We start from the raw sequence: 16589 nt of genomic DNA, 5'->3' as shown, positions 1-16589 counted from the left end.
CGGGGCTTGGCTACCTTTCAACGACGCCCCGCAAAGCAATCGCCGCCGGATACCACTGCTCCCAAAGGTCCAACCAATCGGGATTGCCTGCTTCGATCAGCGCGAATTTCCATTCCCGGCGCCATTTCTTGACCAGTTTCTCGCGGGCGATGGCGGGTTCGATCTCTTCGTGGCGCTCGGCGTAGACCAGCCTCGTCTTTCCAAAGTCGTCCACGTGGCTTGAGCCTACACCTTCACGATGCTGCCACACGCGCCGAACGAGATCGGAGGTAACGCCAACGTACATCCCGCCACGATAGCGGTTTGCCATGATGTAGACCCAGCCACCCTTTTCCATCCGGCCATCATGCCAAACGCGGGGTCGCAAGAAAAGCCAAGCCCCGTGTCAAGCACGGGGCGACGGGGGGTTGGTGGAGGATATGTCCTCTTCCCACCCCATTCCGGCCGTCCGCTCCGCCTTCGGCGCTGCCCAGTAACGGTCACCCTTCGAGGACGACCCTTCCCCCGAACTCCGGCCACACTGCCCCCGGCGAACCTCATCCACGTCCGTTCGCGCAGATCTGGCCGAAGGGCGGCGGCACTGCGCCAGATTCCTTCCACAACCTCCGTGCCAGCCCCTTCAATCCCCCGCCGCAATGGGCTAGCGTCTGGCGCAATTCACACAACGGGATACCTCTGACGATGAAATTCGCCCGCGCCCTGATGCTTGCCGCCCTGCCGCTGACCCTCGGCCTTGCCGCCTGCGACAAGAAGAGCGATGCAACCGGGGGCGAAGTCGCCAGCGCCGAACCCATCGCAAAGATCCCCGCGCCCGCAGGCAAGGCCTGGACCGAAACCTTCTCGGTCACGCCCGATGGCGGCTACCTTCTCGGCAATCCCGATGCGCCGATCAAGCTGATCGAATTCGGCGCGCTCTCGTGCTCGCACTGCGCGGAATTCTCCGAAAAGGGCTTCCCCAAGCTGCGCGACGAATACATCGCCTCGGGTCGCGTCTCCTATGAACTGCGCCTGTTCCTGCTGAACGCGCTCGACATGCCCGCCGTTCTGCTGGCCACCTGCGGCGCACCCGAAGCCGTCATTCCGCTGTCGGAACAGTTCTGGGCATGGCAGCCGAACATGTTCAGCAACCTCCAGAAGGACGAGGCTGCGTTCCAGCAGATCTCCAACCTTCCGGCCGAAAAGCGTTTCGCCGGTATCGCCCAGCTGGGCGGCCTCAGCGAATTTTTCGCCTCGCGCGGCATCGCCGCCGCCCAGGGCGCGACCTGCCTTGCCGACACCGCCAAGGCGACCAGGCTCGCCACGGTGAACGACCAGTGGGGCAAGGAATACGACATCACCGGCACGCCCACCTTCTTCCTCAACGGCAGCAAGACCGGCGTCGCCACCTGGGCAGAACTTGAGCCCATGCTGCAGAAGGCAGGCGCCCGCTAAGGGGCGCCGGGGGGCGCCGCGGTGCTGAGGGGGGCACGATGATGCAGTTCAGGCGCTTGAAGCTCTCCGGCTTCAAGAGCTTTGTCGAGCCTGCGGAACTGCGCATCGAACCCGGCCTTACCGGCGTCGTCGGCCCCAACGGCTGCGGCAAGTCCAACCTCCTCGAAGCGATCCGCTGGGTCATGGGCGAAAGTTCGCCCAAATCCATGCGCGGGGGCGGCATGGAGGACGTGATCTTCGCGGGCACCGCCACCCGCCCCGCGCGCGCCTTCGCCGAAGTCATGCTGACGGCAGAGACGGACCCGTCCGGTCCGTTCGGCGGCGAACTCGAAGTGGTCCGCCGGATCGAGCGGGGGGCGGGATCGGCCTACCGGGTCAACGGCAAGGACGTGCGGGCCAAGGACGTCGCGCTCGTCTTTGCCGATGCCGCCACCGGCGCGCACAGCCCCGCGCTCGTCAGCCAGGGCCGCATTGCCGCGGTCATTGCCGCCAAGCCCGCCGAACGCCGGATGATGCTGGAAGAGGCGGCGGGCATCGCCGGTCTCCACGTCCGCCGCCGCGACGCCGAACAGAAGCTGCGCGCGACCGAGGCCAATCTGGGCCGGCTCGTCGATCTCCTCTCCGGCCTCGAAAGCCAGATCGCCACGTTGCGTCGGCAGGCGCGGGCGGCCGAACGCTATCGCGCGGTCAGCGAGAAGATCCGGCTGGCCGAAGCGCGGCTCGTCTTCGCCCGCTGGCGCGATGCCGCCGCTGCGGCGGAAGCCGCGCGAAAACAAGCTGTTGCGGCTGAAGACGCGGTAAAGGCCGCGGCGCTCCTCGCCAACCAGGCGCAGGCCGCGCAGCACAAGTCCGCCGCGACGCTCGCCGAAGCGCGCGACGATCTCTTCGACCGCCGCCAGGACGCCGCCGCCCATGGCCAGCGCATGGCCTCGCTCACCGCGCAGCTCGAAGCCGCAGAGCAGCGCCTCAGGGACATCGACCGCCAGCTTTCCCGGATCGAGGAGGACCGCGCCAGCGCCGACCGCCTGACCGAGGACGCCGCCGCCGCCATGGCCCGCCTCGAACAGGACCTGGCCGCCGCCGAAACTGCCCTTGCGGGCGACGAGGCGCGCAGGCCGACCCTTGCGGCAGCGGTCGACGACGCCGACCGCGCTGCCCGCGCGGCCGAAGTCGCGCTTGCGCAGCGTGTTGCGGAACAAGCCGGCATCGATGCCGAATGGCGCGTTGCCGAAGCCGCCGTATCCGCCGCCCGCCAGCGTCTGGCGCGGCTCGATGCCGACGCGACGCGGCTTGCCCAGCAGGCCGAAGCGCTTTCGCGAGAGGCCGATCCGGAAGCGCAAATCGCTGAAGCGGAAGCGAAACGTGCCGAAGCCGCAGCCACGCTCGCCGATGCAGAAGCTCAACGTGCCGACCTCCTGCGCCAGCGAGAGGACCTGACCACGCGGCGCGATGCGGCAAGCAATGCCCTGGCGCAGGCCCGTGCCGACCTCGCCGGCGTGGAGCGCGAAGCCGATGCTCTCGCCCGCGACAAGGCCGCGCGCGAAAAGGCGGCCGCCGCCAAGGGCCTGGGCAAGGCCGCCATCGCCGGAACCCGCGCCGCAGCAGGCTACGAACGCGCCCTCGCCGCCGTCCTCGGTCGCGATGCGGCCGCCCCGGTCGGCGCGGCGCCCGCCGATGCCGAAGGGCGCTTCTGGACAGGGGCCGAGGCGCCGGAACCGCTCGCGGATTCGCTGGTCCGCCATATTCCCACCTGCCCGCCCGAACTCGCCGCCCGCCTTGCCCTGGTGCGCGTCGCCGAAGCGGATGAGGGGCAAGTCCTACGTCCGGGAGAATGGCTGGTCACCCGGTCGGGCAGGCTGCGTCGGTGGGACGGGTTCGTCGCGCGGGGCGAAGGCGCGGCAGAAGCTGCGGCGCTCGAGGCGGAGAACCGCCTGGCCGAATTGCAGGCACTTCTACCGGCCCGACGCGAGGCACTTGCGGCCGCCGAGGCCGGGTTCGAGGACGTTCGTGTCACTTTAGGTGCCGTTCAGGTCACGCTGTCGCAGACGGAAAAAACGCTCTCCGCCGCCGCCGATGCCGAACGTGCGGCGTTGCGCGCGCTCGACGCGGCAGAGGCGGCGCGCGCCCGGCTCGACCAGAGAAAAGCTGAAATTTCAAGAACTCAGACAGACCTGGCGGAGCAACGCCAGTCCGCGCAGGCAGAGCTTTCGGCAGCCGAGGACAAGCGAAGCAGCCTCCCCGACCCGGCCGCCGGCCGCGCCGCGCTCGACGCCGCCCGCGCCCGCAACGACGCGGCCCGCACCTCGCTCCAGTCCGCGTCGGCTGCGGCGGCATCCATCGAACAACAGATTGCCGTTGGAAAAGAACGGCTTGCAGGCATCAAAGGCGACATCCGCGCCTGGCAGGCCCGCGCGGGCGACGCCGCCAAGCGCCTGGCGGAAATGACCGGCCGCCGCGAGGAGCTTGAAGCCGAGCGCGCTGTGTCGGCGGTCAAACCCGCTGGATTCATTGCGGAAATCGAGCAGGGCGAAACGATCCGCCAGCGCCTTGCCACCGACCTTGCCGCTGCCGAAACCGCACTCGCAGAAGCAGAAAGCGCGTCGAAACAAGCAGATAGCGCCCTTTCCGCCGCGAATGAAGCCCTCGCCACCGCGCGCGAGGCCCGCGCCGGCGCCACTGCCCGCGCCGAGAACGAGGATGCGCGGCGGCAGGAAATGGCTGGAATTTCAGGGGAAAGGTTCCAATGCCCGCCCCCGCTCCTGCCCGAACGCTTCGGATTCGCCTCGGCAGAGGTCGCTGCGGCCGGGGACGAGTCCGCCGCCATGGACCGCCTCGTCGCGGAGCGCGAGCGGATCGGTCCGGTGAACCTTGTCGCTGCCGACGAACTGGCCGAGGCGGAGGAGCGGCATGGCACCTCGATTGCCGAGCAGGCCGAACTTACCGAGGCCGTTCATAGACTTAGGGGATCGATCGGCAACCTCAACCGCGAGGGCCGCGAACGCCTGCGCGCCGCGTTCGAAGCCGTCGACGGCCACTTCCGCCGCCTGTTCGCGCGCCTGTTCGGCGGCGGCGAGGCGCATCTCGCGCTGGTCGACAGCGACGACCCGCTCGACGCAGGCCTCGAGATCTTCGCCCAGCCGCCCGGCAAACGCCTGCAATCGCTGACTCTTCTTTCCGGTGGCGAACAGGCGCTGACCGCAGTCGCACTGATCTTCGCGCTGTTCCTGACGAACCCGGCGCCGATCTGCGTCCTCGACGAAGTCGACGCGCCGCTCGACGACGCCAACATCGAGCGCTTCTGCGACCTGCTCGACGCGATGGTGCAGGAAACCAGCACGCGCTACCTGATCGTCACGCACAACGCGGTGACGATGAGCCGGATGCACCGCCTGTTCGGGGTGACCATGGTCGAACGCGGCGTTTCGCGGCTGGTCAGCGTCGACCTGGGCGGCGCGGTGGAGCTTCTGGAAAGCGCCGTTTAATCAAGCACGTATCGCGGCCCCGGCCCCGAGGCGGAGGCACGGTCGTCCTTGTTGTAGAGCTGGCAGCGTTCAAGGCTGAGACAGCCGCAACCGATGCACTCGTCGAGCTTGTTGCGGGTACGCGTGAGCAACTGGATGCGGCTGTCGATTTCCTTGCGGAGCGAGCGGCTTATCCGCTGCCAATCGAGCACGTTGGGCGTACGCCCCTGCGGGAGTGCGGCGAGTTCGCGCTCGATCTCTGCAAGACCGAGGCCCAGCCGCTGGGCGATCTGGACGAAGCTGAGGCGCCGGATGTCCGAACGCAGAAAACGACGCTGGTTGCCACCTGTCCGGATCGACGAGATCAAGCCCCGTTCCTCGTAATAACGGATGGCCGAGACGGCGAGACCGGTGCGGCGTGAGAGCGTGCCGATCGGAATGAGATCGTTGCGGTTCATGCGTCCTTCAATCTGCGCGAGTGCGACCCTCTTTTCAGAAATCCCACCGAATTTTTCGGATTGCGGTCGAAAATCCTTGATCTCAAGCTAACTTGAGGTTGCAGATTGGCAAGCATCGATTCATCCGATTTGCCAAGGAAAGGCTGAACCCATGCCCGCTGCCCGCCTCGAACACGTCAATATCCGCGTGAGCGACCCCGAACGGTCCGCCACCTTCTTCACCGCGCTCTGCGGCTGGCAGGAACGGTGGCGCGGGCCGGCAATCGACGATGGATTTTCCATCCATCTCGGCACCCGCGACCAGTACATCGTGTTCTACGCCCCGCCCGGCGGGCACGAAGGCCGCTTCGAGAAGGGCGTGCCGTTGCAGCACATCGGCATCGAGGTGGACGACCTGGACGCTGCCGAAAGCACGGTGAAGCAGGCTGGGCTGGAGCCGTTCAACCACGCCGACTATGAGCCGGGCCGACGGTTCTACTTCTACGACTGGGACGGCATCGAGTTCGAGGTGGTCAGCTATGCTGCATGAAGCGTTGTCGGCCGAGGAACTTGCTGCCTACCTGCAACGGATCGGGTTCGACGACGAGCCTCGACGCGATCTCGCCACGCTTGACCGGATCGTGCAGGCTCATGTCAGGATGATCCCGTTCGAGAACCTCGACGCCCAGCTTGGCCGCCCTCTCTCGACCGATCCGCGCGCGGCCTTTGCAAAGCTGGTGGAACGGCGGCGCGGCGGATGGTGCTATGAACACAACGGGGTGCTGGCAGCGGCATTGAGGGCGATCGGTTTCGCGGTCACGCGGATGAGCGCGGGCGTGATGCGCGAGGTCAGGGGCGATGCGGCAATGGGTTCGCACTTGTGCCTGCTGGTAGAATGCGAGGGGCCGCGCCTCGTCGACGCCGGGTTCGGAAGCTGGATCGGGGCACCGCTTCCGCTGGAGACAGGGACCTGGGTCCACGATCCCCTTCCCGTCAGCCTCGGAACGCTGGAAGATGGAATGTGGCGGCTTTCCGCCACCATCGGCACGACGGCTATGTCCTACGATTTCCACGCCGCCCCGGCCGACGAAGATCTTCTGTCACGGATGTGCCACTGGCAGGCCAATGACCCGGCATCGGTCTTCGTCCAGAACCTTACGGTGCAGCGACGCGACGCGGGACAGTACCTGATGCTGCGCGGCAAGGTCCTGTCCGTGGTGACGGCCGGCGGAGAGGAACGGCGGGAGCTGGGCTCGGCCGACGAACTGGCCGAGGCGTTGCGCGACCTGTTCCTGCTCGACGTGCCCGAGGCCGTCACGCTGTGGCCCGCGATAGAGGCGCGCCACGAAGCGCTGTTCGGCGATCAGGCCGCACCCACGACATAGCAGGCCGCGGCCATCAGCAGACCGGCGAAGCGGTTTGAGCGGAACTTGGCCAGTGGGTCCGCCCCGTCTTCCTTCAGCGTCAGCACCTGCCATGCCAGGTGGCAGGCGACCGGGAGCAGCGCGAGCAGGGCCAGCGGATCGGCGCGGACCAGCCAGACCGCCCCCGCCCAGCACAGCAACGCCATGGCATAAAGCCCGCCGACGCCCGCGCGTACGTAGCTGCCGAACGAAAGCGCCGAAGAACCGATGCCGACCATGGCATCGTCCTCGCGATCCTGCAGGGCATAGATCGTGTCGTAGGCCATGCACCATGCCCAGCATCCGGCATAGAGCGCAGCGAGCGGCCCGAGGCGGTCGAAGCCGGTGGCCTCGACCCAACCGACCGGGGCGCCCCATGTAAAGACCAGGCCGAGCCATGCCTGCGGCCATCCGGTGATCCGCTTCATGAAGGGATAGGCGGCGACGAGGGCAAGGCTGCCGATCGCCACGAGTTGCGCTTCCCGGCGCAGTTGCAGGAGCACGACGAGGCCCACCGCGCAGAGCGTGAGCAACCAGATCCACGCGGCCCGCTTGCTCGTGGCGCCGCTGGCGACCGGGCGCGCGGCGGTTCGGACGACGCGCGCATCGAGATCGGCATCGACGATGTCGTTGTAGACGCATCCCGCCCCGCGCATGGCAATCGCGCCGAGCAGCATCCACGCCAGAATGCCCCAGCGCGAAGTGCCGCCACCGAGGAACAGGCCCCAGGCGCAGGGCCAGAACAGCAACCACCAGCCGATCGGACGATCGAACCGGGCGAGCAGGGCAAGATTGCGCCAAGGCTGCGGCAGGCGGGCGACAAGCCCCTTGTGCTCGCTGTCGGGAACGATCTGCTGCGTACTGACCTCGGACATATCCGACCCTTACCGTGTGAGATGAAATGCGCTAGGCGCGAAATCATCATGTCCGCCACCCCCGCCTGGCCACCGAAGAGCGCACCGCGCCTGTTCGTCGAGATGCCTCTCGACCAAGGCATGCGATTGCCGGTTGACGGCCAGCAGGCACATTACCTGGGCAAGGTCATGCGCGTCTCCACCGGCGACGCGGTGATGCTGTGCGACGATGCCACGGGAGAGTGGGTTTCGCGCGTGGCGGAAGTCGGCAAGCGCGACCTCGTGCTGGAAATCGAACGCCGGACCCGGCCGCGCGAAGAGGTGCCGGACTTCTGGCTTTGCGCCGCGCTGCTGAAGAAGCCCAACTTCGACCTGGTGCTGGAGAAGGCGACCGAACTCGGCGCCGCGCGCGTGGTGCCGGTCGTGACGCGCCGCTGCGTGGCCGACAAGCTGAACCCCGAGCGTGCGCGAACGATCATGGTCGAGGCGGCAGAACAGTGCGCGCGCACGGCGCTGCCTTCGCTGGGCGAAACCGTCAAGCTCGACCAGTTGCTGCGAGACTGGCCGGAAGGGCGAACACTGTTCTTTGCCGACGAGAACGGCGGCATTCCGGCAGCGGCGGCATTCTCGCTCCACTGTGGTCCCGCAGCACTTCTGGTCGGGCCCGAAGGAGGGTTCGACGAGACCGAGCGCAGCGCCATCCGTGCGCATCCGGCCGCCGTCGGCATCGCGCTTGGCCCCCGGATCCTGCGGGGCGAGACGGCATCGATTGCCGGCATGGGCCTGTGGATGGGTTTGCAGGGCGACTGGTTCGGCTGATTTCACCTATTGCGGGAACAGTGAGTTGCAACGCGCCGGGCAAACAATTTGACTGGCCTAAACCGCATCGCCGCATTAACGGAAACCGCCATGAGCACGCGGCAAGTTTCAGATCGCAACGATCCCCTGATCGAGAGCCGCGACATGCTCGTCGCGCCGATGCAGAAGGGCGAGAAGCCGGCGTCGGCCTGGCGCATCGGCACCGAGCACGAAAAGTTCGTCTACCGTACCGACGACAGGCGCGCGCCTTCCTACACGGAAGCCGGCGGCATCCGCGACCTGCTGATGGCGCTGACCGAATACGGCTGGTCGCCGATCATGGAAGGCGACAACGTCATCGCGATGAGCGGTCCGGACGGGGCGGTCAGCCTTGAACCGGCAGGCCAGCTGGAGCTTTCGGGTGCCCCGCTGGAGAACCTGCATCAGACCTGCGCCGAGACCGGGCGTCACCTCGCGCAAGTGAAGACCATCGGCGACCGGCTCGGCCTCGGCTATCTCGGACTGGGGCTCTGGCCCGACAAGACGCGCGAAGAACTGCCGATCATGCCCAAGGGCCGTTACGAGATCATGCTGCGGCACATGCCGCGCGTGGGTTCGATGGGCCTCGACATGATGCTTCGGACCTGCACGATCCAGACCAACCTCGACTATTCGAGCGAGGCGGACATGGTGCAGAAGTTCCGCGTATCGCTGGCGCTCCAGCCGCTGGCGACCGCGCTGTTCGCCAATTCGCCGTTCCTCGAAGGCAAGCCCAACGGCTTCCTGTCCTATCGCAGCCACATCTGGACCGACACCGACCCGGCGCGCACCGGCATGCTCTCGTTCGTGTTCGACGAGGGTTTCGGTTACGAGCGCTATGTCGACTACATGCTCGACGTGCCGATGTACTTCGTATTCCGCGACGGCCACTACATCGACGCCTCGGGCCAGTCGTTCCGCGACTTCCTGAAGGGTGAACTCCCCGCGCTGCCCGGCGAGAAGCCGCGCCAGTCGGACTGGGTGGACCACCTTTCCACCGCGTTCCCCGAAGTGCGGCTCAAGTCGTTCCTCGAGATGCGCGGGGCGGACGGCGGGCCGTGGAACCGCATCTGCGCGCTGCCGGCGCTGTGGGTCGGCCTGCTCTATGACCAGGGCGCGCTCGATGCGGCGTGGGATCTGGTCAAGGACTGGGACATGGACGGGCGCGAAAGGCTGCGGGCGGAAGTGCCCCGGCTCGGGCTCGATGCTGCCCTGCCCGGCGGCGGCACCCTGCGCGACATCGCGGCCGAGGTGCTGGCAATCTCGCGCAGCGGGCTTTCGGCGCGCAACCGGCTCAACGAAGCGGGCGACAACGAGACCGGCTATCTCCAGCCGCTCGACGAGATCGTGGCGACCGGCAAGACGCCGGCCGAGCGGTTGCTGGATCTCTACAACGGCCCGTGGGGCGGGGATCTTTCGCAGATCTACGCGGAAAAGAGCTTCTGATCCCGTCGCGCAGAAAGGTGCGCTTCGGTCCTTTCGATTTGATCGCATGGCGGCCTGCTGGCATCACCCGAATGCCACAGCAGGAGAAGCATGCGTGATCATCGTGATGGGCAGTTTCCGCCTTCCGATCGAGAATTTCGATTCGGCGCTGCCGATGATGGAAAAGGTCATCGCCGCGACCCGTGCAGAGGACGGCTGCCTGCTCTATGCCTATTCGCGCGACACGATCGACCCGGGGCTCGTCCGGGTGAGCGAACAATGGCGCGACCGCGCGGCGCTCGACGCACATTTCCGCACGCAGCACATGAAAGTCTGGGCCGAGGAACGTGCGGCGCTGGGCCTGACCGAACGCGACATCCGCGTATTCGAGGCGGACGAAGGGGTAGCGGTCTAACCCGGACTGTCGGGCGGAAGAGTAGGCAGGGCGCCCTGAGCCAGCTTATCGATGACCACCGGAGCGGATGCGCCAAGGTAAAAGGCCACCAGCCCGGTCTTTGCGTCGAAGACCGTTGCGATGGCCCCTCCGCACAAGGCCAGTAGGAAGCGCACGGGAAGGTAGATGAAACTCTTGTAGCGCTGAGGGATGCCGCCATCCAAGTTTGCGCAAGCGCGGGCCATCGTGCCCACTTCGACAACGATGCTGCCGAGAAAGCCCGTCCAGAAAATGCTCAACTGGCCGAAATAGGGAAGTTCCAGATCACCCGTCCCGTCGATAGGAACGAGACAAATTCGTGCTGTCGCTCAACCGGAGCATCATCACGGCGCGCGAGAAGTGGGAAAGCACTTCCATGGCCTTCCTGCGCCGGTGAGTGAACGTTGCGACGACGACATAGATGTTTGCAGCGATGAGCATCACCATGACCCCGGCCACAAAAGCCACCAGTATGGAAATGAACATCACCACAGTCACCTTTCATCCCCCCATGAAAGCAGCGGAGTTGCCCCAGCATGAATTGCGGGATGGGAGAGTTTACGGATCGCCGCAAGCCGCAAACTGGCCCGTTTCGGGGGCAACGGCAACTCGAACGACTACTTAGGCTGGACGCTACTCCGCCGGCTGGGCGACGGGCCTGCGCGGCGCGAGGGCGGTGGTGATGCGGCGCAGGGCGCTGGTCAGCAGGCCGTGCTGCGCCATCCAGGCGTGATACTCGCGGTACTTGGCGTCTTCGGCAAGGAGGTGCTTCTCCTCCGTACGGGCGCGCCAGTAGTACACGGCGCTCACCAGGGCGAGGAGCACTGTGTTGCGGATCGCATCGACCGCCGAGCCGCTCGTTACCAGGAAGGGCAGCGAGGCCAGCCACCAGTAGGTGTTCTTGGCAAGGTAGGCCGGGTGGCGCGTGAAGGCATAGGGGCCGTTCGTCAGTACGCCACGATAGGTGAGGTTCGAGAAACGCAGGCCAAAGGCCACGGTTGCCCAGGCATAGATCCCGGTCAGGAAGACGAGTGCGCCCGCCCACAGCCACAACAGGACTTCGTGCCCCTGCAGCCAGTATGACCATTCCGCGCCATTGTAGTGATAGTCGAGCACGCCGCCGTCGCCCATGAGGACGAAGGGCGGGTAGCAGATCAACGCGGCGACCCATGCCGCCAGATGGGGATTGGCCGTGCGGATCTGGGCGTCGAGCGGCTTCATCGTGACCAGATAGCCGACCATCGCGATCTGCACGTCGACCAGGAACATCGCCTCGATCAGCAAGGTGCCGAGCGCGACCGGATCGTGCAGGACGGCCGCCCAGTCCGCCGTGACGACGGCAGCAAATCCGCCGGGCAGGATCGAGATCATGAAGGCGCAGAAGAAGCCCTTCACCAGCCAGGCAAGCCAGTGACGGCGCACTTCCGCCGCGTCCCACGGCTCGCGCCCGATGAGCATGGCGCCGAAGTGCCACGAAGCGTCGCGCGGATTCACCAGGACCCGGTCCAGCCAAAGGACGTAGGGAACGGCGCCCAGGAACAGGAGCGGCGCGACCGCTTCCAGCACTTCCATCGCAAAGACATATTGCCCGCGCCAGTACCAGCGCGCGACGCAATAGGCGAAACCGAGGATCGCCCAAGTGGCCCACAAGCCAGCGATCTTCGTCATCGAGATGTCGACGACATCCCGCACGGGGCGGGGCGAGGACCAGTCGATGCCGGTGGTCGGGCGCAGGTGGACCTTGTCGACCAGAAGCGACCAGCCGACCATCCCCGCGCCCGAGAACAACAGCGCCATGAGCGCAGCCAACGGGCCGTTCATGACTTCGTGCGGGCCGGACAGCGCGAGTGCATCGGCAATCGCAGGCCAGTGGCGGCAAGCGAGAACCCAGAGCACGAGGCCCACCAGACCGGCAAGGCCGACGCCGGCTGATACGTCGGAAGGCGGCGGGGAGGGACGCGCGTTCATGCGCACAGTCCCTACCCGGCAAGCGTTAGGAAATGGTTTTGATCAGCGGAACGCGGTGATCTTGCCGTTGTCGTCGAGGATGTAGAGCGTCTGGTTCGCGACCACGGGGGCAAGGCTTACCGCCGCGCCGAGCTTGGTGAATTCGCTGACGGTGCCGTCGGTGACGGATGCGTGCATCACTTCGCCGCGCGAATTGGCGATCCACAGGCGGTTGCCGGCAAGGACCGGGCCGGTCCACAGGATCTGGTTCTTCTTCTTCTTCTCGTTCCGATAACGCGGAAGCTGCGTCATCCAGCGGACCTTGCCGTTGGACTTGGCGATGCACAGCAGCTTGGCCTCGTCGGTCAGCGTGAAGATCCAGTCACCGGCGATGGCGGGGGTGGAGATGCCCGCGAGATTGAGTTCCCACACGCGCTGGCCGGTCACGAGTTCGTAGGCGGCCATGCGCCCGCCCTGCCCCAGCGCGAAGACGCGGCCGCGCTCGATGATCGGATCGGCGTCGATGTCGGTCAGCGTCGAGACGCTGGTCGCGATGCTGGTGCGCGCAAGGGCGTCGGCCCAGAGCTGGCGCCCGTTCTCGTAGCGGTAGGCGACCAGTTCGCCCGAGGAATAACCGGCCACGATCGTGCCCTGCCCTGCCGCGGGCGAGGCGACGCCGAACACGTTGGTCTGTCCGACCGAGGCGTTCTCGTTCCACAGGACCACGCCATCGGCGGCGTTCAGGGTGACGATCTGGTTGTCCTGGGTCATCGCCATGACCTGCCCGAAGGCGACCGTGGGCGATCCGCGCAGCGGGCCGGCGGGCTTGACGCGCCACTTTACCGCTCCGTTAGCGGCATCAAGCGCAGCGACTTCGCCAACGCCATTGGTCACATAGACCACGCCGTCGTCATAGGACGCGCCGCCGCCGAAGGTGGAGTTGGCGTTCTGCTTCTCGGCCTTGACCGGGGTCTCCCACACGGACTTCCCGCTCGCCGCGTCGAAGGCATGGACGGTGCCGTCCGTGTCCATCACGTAGAGCTTGCCCCCGCCGACGACCGGCGACGCGGCCAGACGCTGCTTCGAGGAGGACCCGGCGATCCCGACCGTCCAGGCCTTGCGCGGCGCATCGCCGAGCGCGAGGTGGCCGTAGGACTTGCTCGCATTGCCGCCGCCCTGCGCGAAATCGGCGTTCACTTCGGGCGCGGGCAGGACGACCGTGGTCAGCGAGATCGAATCGTCGACCTTTGTGCCGGCCTCGATCTTCGACAGGATCGGCACGCGCTGGCCCAGCGTCGGGGTCGTCTTGGCCTTGTCCTTGCCGCCGAAAATGCCGCAGCCACCCAGCGCGAGCGCAAGGACCAGCACGCTGGCGAGCGAAGCGCGGCGAATATTGGGGTTGGGGGTCATTTCCGGTGCATCCTCGATGAATTATTGTGCCGCAGGCTGGACCAACGCGGTTTCGCCCGGGTCCTCGACCGCGTCGACGCCGAGCATTCCCGCCATCTGCCGCGCACGTCGACGCAGCGAATCCGGCACGGTCTTTTCCTTGGCGATCTGGGCAAACAAGGCGCCGGCCAGATCGTTCTTGCCCTGCTTCAGGTAGGCAACGCCCACCAATTCGCCGGCATTGCCGAACCAGGCGTTGCCGGGAACGGCGAGCGGCTTGAGACGCTCGACCACCTTGTCGGGAGCAAGCTTGTCGAAATCCAGGGCCACTTCGCGAATCGTCGCGAGATCGCGATAGGCCTGGGGCGCGCCTCCATCGGCGGCAATCGCGGCGAAGGCCTTCGCGGCTTCTGCCGTCTTGCCCTGCTCGGCCAGGATTCCGGCTTCAAGCATGCGCGAGGTCGCGCGGTAACCTTCGTTGCCGTCCTTGGCGAGGGGGCCGAGTTCGTCGGCAGCAGCCTTGAGGTTGCGCGTTTCGAGCTGGTCGAGCGCCTTGGTCAGCACTTCACCCTGCTCGCCCGCGACGGCATTGTTGTGGTTCTCGTACCAGAGCCAACCGGCAAGGCCGAGAAGCCCGGCGATGATCGCGGCGCCAACCGGCTTTCCGTACTTCTGCACCGCGGTGAAGACCTGATCTTCGCGCAGGGCATCGTCGACTTCGCGCAGGAAGGCATCGCCCTGCCCTGCAGAACGCTCGGCGAGTTGGTCGGAACGGGATTGCGGACGGTCGGGACGGAGAGCCAAGGCAGCGCTTTCGGGAATTGGTTGACGTTTGCTAGCGTGTGTCTGGCGCGGTGTTTAGCGGATGGGTCCGCCTTTTCAACGGAATTGATTCCTACCCGCCCCGCGTGAACCGCGCCTGAAGAGGCTCGATCACGAGAAGCTGTCGCGGCCGAGCGCCCCCGCGTAGAGCCTGGCGTAGAGGTCGGCCATGACGCCTTCGTCGAACTCGGCCCGGGCGCGGGCGCGATTGGATTTGCCGATCGACGCACGAAGCGCCGCATCGCCCGCCAGCGCGCGAACTGCCGCCGCCAGCGCATCGTCGTCTCCGGGCGGGATCACGTAGGGGCGGTTCGCCTCTGAAACCATGTCCGCCACATCGCCCACGGCGGGGCTGACCACGGCGAGCCCGGCGGCCATCGCCTCGATCACGGAAAGCGGTGCCTGCTCGCTGTCGGAGGAAAGCGCGAAAAGATCGAAAAGGCCAATCGCTGCGGCGGGGTCCGCGACATGGCCCGGCAGGTGGACGCGGTGACCGACCTCCTGCCGCATGGCCTCGGCAAGGATGGCCTCCCGCTCCGGCCCTTCGCCAAGAATGACGAGATGCCATTCGGGCGGCAGCGCCTTCATCGCCCGAACCATGCGCGGCAGGTTCTTGACCGCGCGCAGGCCGGCCAGGGTGCCGAGCCATTTTTCGCCCGGCCGCTTGACCACGCGCGGCAACACGTCGGGCCTGGGCTTGCGGGCATAGGCCGCGGTATCGATGCCGTTGAGGATGCGATGTACGCGGGCACGCGGCTGGCGCCAGGAGCCCAGCGCGATCTCTTCCAGCCCGCGCGACGGAACTACCAGCGCGCTGGCGCGAGAAAGCGCGACCATGCGATACCAGTTGCGGCCACGCTTGAGGCCGCCCGCTTCATCGGCGTTGAAGCCGTCCTCGTGATGGACCAGCGGCGCAAGGCCCATCGACGGGGCGAAGACGGCATGCGCCATCGCTGCGTCCATCGCGCCCCAGTTATAGGTGAGAACAAGGTCGAAGCCGCGCATCGCACGTGCAAGCTGTTGCAGGCGCGAAAGGCGCAATTTGCCTGCAAGCGGCGGGAACCCGAAAGGGAAGAACACGGCGACGCGCTTGTCGATCAGGCTCCTTGCCCCCATCGAGCCGGGCTGTGCCGAAACGATGTGGTGCTCGATCGCCCTTGCCCCGCCTTGCCGTGCCCAGCGGTTCATCAGCGCCACCGCGCGGCGTTCCTTGCCCCCGGCATCGAACGTGGAATGAAGGTGGAGAATCCTGAGCGGGGCGGCCTTGCTCATACCCGTTCGAGCAGGCGTCCGATTGCGGCGATGCTTTCCGGCTCGTCGAGCGTGGGGGCATGGCCGATACGCGGCAAGGTAACCAGTTCAACGCCCGGGCGCGAGGCCATCTTCGCTGCCGTCTGCGCCGAGAGGATGTCGGACGTTTCGCCACGAAGGACAAGCAGGGGCCGTGTGGCGAGCGCATCGAACAGCGGCCACATGTCGACCTGGGGCGTTGCGCCCGCCGGTGCCTCGAACGGCTCTGCGATCTTCATGTCGTAGTCGAAGGCGATGCGCCCGCTGCTGCCCAGCACCATGATGCGCTTGGCGTAGCGCAGCCACTGGGTGATGTCCCAATCCGGATAGACGTCGCCGCTGCTTTCCTGCAGCGCGCGGGCGGCGTGCATCCAGGTTTCGAAGTTGCGCCCCTGCCCGACGTAGCCGCGAATGCGCTCAAGCCCTTCCGGCGAGACTTCCGGGCCGACGTCGTTCAGCACCGCAGCCGCGATGCGCGCCGGGTTGGCGGCGGCCAGAAGCATCGTCAGCAGGCCACCCAGCGAAGTGCCGATGGCGACGAAACGCTCGATGCCCTCCTGCGCGAGCAGTGCCTCCAGATCCTGGAGATACTGCATGGGCTGGTAGGTCATCGGGTCCTTGGCGTAGTCGCTGTCCCCCCGTCCCCGCATTTCCGGACAGAGCACGCGCCAATCGCCCGCCAGCCGTGTGGCAAGGTCCTCGAAATCGCGGGCGTTGCGGGTCAGGCCGGGCAGGCAGAGGACCGGCGGGCGGGAGATATCGCCTTCGTAGGCGCGGAAATGCAGGCGCAGTCCGTCGCTGCTGGTCCAGTAGCGATCTTCGTATTCGGCCATTTCTTCTGGTATTCCGCGTCAAATCCA

General features: G+C 66.6%; 17 protein-coding genes. 7 read left to right on the top strand and 10 right to left on the bottom strand.

Going from position 1 to position 16589, the window contains the following annotated elements:
- Positions 1-10: 10 nt before the first annotated feature.
- On the bottom strand, positions 11-337 hold the full coding sequence (locus SARO_RS04780; RefSeq protein ID WP_041550149.1) for a GIY-YIG nuclease family protein: 327 nt from the start codon (positions 335-337) through the stop codon (positions 11-13).
- Positions 338-681: 344 nt separating this feature from the next.
- On the opposite strand from SARO_RS04780, the gene SARO_RS04775 reads away from it, so the two are divergent.
- Together SARO_RS04775 and smc are read left to right on the top strand one after the other, a co-directional pair.
- On the top strand, positions 682-1431 hold the full coding sequence (locus tag SARO_RS04775; protein ID WP_011444615.1) for a thioredoxin domain-containing protein: 750 nt from the start codon (positions 682-684) through the stop codon (positions 1429-1431).
- 41 nt (positions 1432-1472) lie between these two features.
- Positions 1473-4913, top strand: a complete 3441-nt coding sequence (gene smc / locus SARO_RS04770; protein WP_041550725.1) for a chromosome segregation protein SMC — start codon at positions 1473-1475, stop codon at positions 4911-4913.
- On the opposite strand, the gene soxR is transcribed toward smc, so the two are convergent.
- Positions 4910-5350, bottom strand: coding sequence for a redox-sensitive transcriptional activator SoxR (gene soxR, locus SARO_RS04765; protein WP_011444613.1), 441 nt, complete (start codon positions 5348-5350; stop codon positions 4910-4912). The two genes, smc and soxR, sit on opposite strands and share 4 nt — an antisense overlap.
- Positions 5351-5501: 151 nt before the next feature.
- Between soxR and SARO_RS04760 the strand changes: the two genes are divergently transcribed.
- The gene (locus SARO_RS04760; protein WP_011444612.1) at positions 5502-5879 is read left to right on the top strand and encodes a VOC family protein; all 378 of its coding nucleotides are present in this window, start codon (positions 5502-5504) and stop codon (positions 5877-5879) included.
- Positions 5869-6714, top strand: a complete 846-nt coding sequence (locus SARO_RS20145; RefSeq protein ID WP_011444611.1) for an arylamine N-acetyltransferase family protein — start codon at positions 5869-5871, stop codon at positions 6712-6714. The genes SARO_RS04760 and SARO_RS20145 overlap by 11 nt, the downstream gene beginning before the upstream one ends.
- Here SARO_RS20145 and ubiA read toward each other — a convergent pair.
- Positions 6693-7607 (bottom strand): 4-hydroxybenzoate octaprenyltransferase, encoded by a 915-nt coding sequence (gene ubiA / locus SARO_RS04750; RefSeq protein ID WP_011444610.1) that lies wholly within the window; start codon positions 7605-7607, stop codon positions 6693-6695. The genes SARO_RS20145 and ubiA overlap by 22 nt on opposite strands.
- Before the next feature lie 48 nt (positions 7608-7655).
- On the opposite strand from ubiA, the gene SARO_RS04745 reads away from it, so the two are divergent.
- The 3 genes from SARO_RS04745 (at position 7656) to SARO_RS04735 (ending at position 10263) form a co-directional block, all read left to right on the top strand.
- Entirely contained in the window at positions 7656-8405 is a 750-nt protein-coding gene (locus tag SARO_RS04745; RefSeq protein ID WP_011444609.1) for a 16S rRNA (uracil(1498)-N(3))-methyltransferase, read from the top strand.
- Positions 8406-8495: 90 nt separating this feature from the next.
- A complete protein-coding gene (locus tag SARO_RS04740; protein ID WP_011444608.1) occupies positions 8496-9869 on the top strand; it encodes a glutamate--cysteine ligase in 1374 nt (457 codons plus the stop codon).
- Between the two features lie 94 nt (positions 9870-9963).
- Positions 9964-10263: a putative quinol monooxygenase gene (locus SARO_RS04735; RefSeq protein ID WP_041550723.1), complete on the top strand. Its 300-nt coding sequence runs from the start codon at positions 9964-9966 to the stop codon at positions 10261-10263.
- Here SARO_RS04735 and SARO_RS04730 read toward each other — a convergent pair.
- The 7 genes from SARO_RS04730 to SARO_RS04700 form a co-directional block, all read right to left on the bottom strand.
- Positions 10260-10541 carry a hypothetical protein gene (locus tag SARO_RS04730; protein ID WP_041550147.1) on the bottom strand — a complete coding sequence of 94 codons (282 nt, stop codon included), beginning with the start codon at positions 10539-10541 and terminating at the stop codon, positions 10260-10262. The two genes, SARO_RS04735 and SARO_RS04730, sit on opposite strands and share 4 nt — an antisense overlap.
- A 25-nt stretch (positions 10542-10566) precedes the next feature.
- The gene (locus tag SARO_RS04725; protein ID WP_143004777.1) at positions 10567-10770 is read right to left on the bottom strand and encodes a hypothetical protein; all 204 of its coding nucleotides are present in this window, start codon (positions 10768-10770) and stop codon (positions 10567-10569) included.
- 144 nt (positions 10771-10914) lie between these two features.
- Positions 10915-12249 carry a methyltransferase family protein gene (locus SARO_RS04720; RefSeq protein ID WP_011444604.1) on the bottom strand — a complete coding sequence of 445 codons (1335 nt, stop codon included), beginning with the start codon at positions 12247-12249 and terminating at the stop codon, positions 10915-10917.
- A 42-nt stretch (positions 12250-12291) separates the two neighbouring features.
- Positions 12292-13638, bottom strand: a complete 1347-nt coding sequence (locus tag SARO_RS04715; RefSeq protein ID WP_011444603.1) for a PQQ-binding-like beta-propeller repeat protein — start codon at positions 13636-13638, stop codon at positions 12292-12294.
- Positions 13639-13659: 21 nt separating this feature from the next.
- Positions 13660-14421, bottom strand: coding sequence for a tetratricopeptide repeat protein (locus SARO_RS04710; protein ID WP_011444602.1), 762 nt, complete (start codon positions 14419-14421; stop codon positions 13660-13662).
- 129 nt (positions 14422-14550) lie between these two features.
- Positions 14551-15711 (bottom strand): glycosyltransferase family 4 protein, encoded by a 1161-nt coding sequence (locus SARO_RS04705; protein ID WP_011444601.1) that lies wholly within the window; start codon positions 15709-15711, stop codon positions 14551-14553.
- Positions 15708-16562 (bottom strand): alpha/beta fold hydrolase, encoded by an 855-nt coding sequence (locus tag SARO_RS04700; RefSeq protein ID WP_011444600.1) that lies wholly within the window; start codon positions 16560-16562, stop codon positions 15708-15710. Before SARO_RS04700 ends, SARO_RS04705 begins: the two co-directional genes overlap by 4 nt.
- Between the last annotated feature and the right edge of the window lie 27 nt (positions 16563-16589).

This window comes from Novosphingobium aromaticivorans DSM 12444 (genome assembly GCF_000013325.1).
Classification (GTDB): domain Bacteria; phylum Pseudomonadota; class Alphaproteobacteria; order Sphingomonadales; family Sphingomonadaceae; genus Novosphingobium; species Novosphingobium aromaticivorans.
The sequence above is the reverse complement of the archived record's forward strand: the minus strand, read 5'-3'. Positions and strand labels throughout refer to the sequence as shown.